The sequence below is a fragment of the Streptomyces sp. NPDC056628 genome (assembly GCF_042792555.1).
In the GTDB taxonomy this organism is placed as follows: domain Bacteria; phylum Actinomycetota; class Actinomycetes; order Streptomycetales; family Streptomycetaceae; genus Streptomyces.
This window is the reverse complement of the sequence record NZ_JBHTWG010000077.1, coordinates 4307-5695: the sequence shown is the minus strand read 5'-3', so window position 1 is coordinate 5695 and position 1389 is coordinate 4307. Positions and strand designations below refer to the sequence as shown.

Sequence of the window (1389 nt, the reverse complement as noted above, 5' to 3'; positions counted from 1 at the left end):
CGTCCGCGGCTGTGCCAGATGTCGGGGGAGGTGCAGGCTTCCTGGGCTTCGGGTCCGGTGAGGATGAAGCCGCGGGAGTCCAGGGCGAGGGTGTCGGTGAGCCATTCGGTGTGGGGGTCGGCGCCGGTGAAGACGAAGAGGCTTCGTGCGGGGAGGCGGCGGTGGTCTCCGGTGCGGTTGTCGACGACGTCGAGTTCTTCGAGGACTTCTTGGCCGATGACTTCGGTGACCTCGGTGTGCAGCATGATTTCCACGCGGGGGTGGCGTTCGACGCGGTCGATCAGGTAGCGGGACATGCTGGCGTCGAGGCTGGGTCCTCTGACGAGGAGGTAGACCTTGGGTGCGTAGCCGGCGAGGAAGAGGACGGCTTGGCCGGCGGAGTTGCCTCCGCCGACGACGGCTACGGGGTCGGTGCGGCATTGCTGGGCTTCGTAGACGGTTGCGGAGTAGTGGACGCTGGTTCCTTCCAGGCGTTCGATGCCGGGTACGTGGAGGCGGCGGTAGTGGGCGCCGGTGGCCAGGACGACGGTGCGGGCGGTGATCTCGGTGCCGTCGGCGAAGGTCACGGTGTAGTGGTCGTCGTCTTTGGGGTGCAGGCCGGTCGCTTCTTGGGGGAGGCTGAATTTGGCGCCGAATTTGTCGGCTTGGAGGACGGCGCGTTCGGCGAGTTCGGCGCCGGAGATGCCGGAGGGGAAGCCGAGGAGGTTTTCGATGCGGGAGGATGTGCCGGCTTGGCCGCCGGTGGCCATCGCTTCGACCACGGTGGTGTCCAGGCCTTCGGAGGCGCCGTAGACGGCGGCGGCGAGGCCGGCGGGTCCGGAGCCGACGACGAGGACGTCGCCGTGGTGTTCTCCGGCGGGGAGGGAGGGCAGGCCGATGAGGCGGGCCAGTTCGGCGTTGCTGGGGTTGCGTAGCAGGGTGGTGTCGCGCCAGATGACGAGGGGGGTTTCGGCTGGGCTGACGCCGAAGCGGCGCAGGAGTTGTTCGGCTTCCTGGTCGGTTTCCAGGTCGATCCAGCGGTAGGGGAGTCGGTTGCGGGCGGCGAATTCGCGTAGTCGTCGGGTGTCGGGTGAGTAGCGTGAGCCGATGATGCGGAAGCCGGCGCCTTGTCCGACGAGCAGGGCGCGGCGGCCGAGGCAGGCGCGTAGTACGAGGTCGCCGATGTCGGAGTCGCGGGTGACCAGGTCACGCAGTTGGTCCATGGATACGGCGAGGACTTCGCCGGGGTCTTTGGTCACGGCGGTGTAGAAGGCCACTTGTCCGTTCATCAGGCCGAGTTCGCCGATGAAGCGGCCGGGGCCGTGCACGCGCAGTACGTGTTCCTCGGGGGTGCCGTAGTCCTCGACGATGGCGACCGAGCCACTGAGGACGACGTAGAACGTCTCGCAC

General features: G+C 68.0%; 1 protein-coding gene. It reads right to left on the bottom strand.

Annotation, left to right across the window (positions count from 1 at the left end; translation table 11 throughout):
- Positions 1-1389 (bottom strand): FAD-dependent oxidoreductase (locus ACFRAC_RS36455; RefSeq protein ID WP_382939584.1); only part of this gene is annotated, 1389 nt, incomplete at both ends.